Source organism: Sinorhizobium sp. P24N7 (genome assembly GCF_042436655.1).
Classification (GTDB): Bacteria; Pseudomonadota; Alphaproteobacteria; order Rhizobiales; family Rhizobiaceae; genus Sinorhizobium; species Sinorhizobium meliloti_A.
Genome location: NZ_JBHMIW010000156.1, coordinates 1 through 390, shown reverse-complemented (window position 1 = coordinate 390; position 390 = coordinate 1). Strand labels below are relative to the sequence as shown.

Genomic DNA, 390 nt, shown 5'->3' with positions numbered 1-390 from the left:
AAGCGCACTGAGGATCCCGGCCACGGCATGCCCGCGGATGTGGAGGCTGGATTGCGCCTCGATGGGCTCCTCAAGGCCAATGGCCCGCACGCGCCCGGCGCGGTGCGCCGGCGGCTGACCTCGTGGTCGATCCTTACCCGCTGGCGGGGGCTCACCGGCGCTTTCGGCGCGCCATCCTTGAAAAGTGCGCTGAGACTGGCGGTGAAGGCAAGCAGCCGACCACGACAGCGCAAGAGCAAAAAGGCCGTGACCGTCGACGTGCTCGCCAAGCTGCTGGCCGCGTGCGCCGGCGAACGCTTGGTCGATCAGCGCGATCGCGCGCTGCTTCTGACCGCCTTTGCCTCCGGCGGCCGTCGCCGTTCGGAGGTGGCGGCGCTGCGTGTCGAAGAC

Annotated in this window: 1 pseudogene; it reads left to right on the top strand. The window is 69.7% G+C overall.

Annotated features, from left to right (window positions below):
• A pseudogene (locus tag ACFHWW_RS34415) lies at nt 1–390 on the top strand (integrase); the annotation flags it as partial.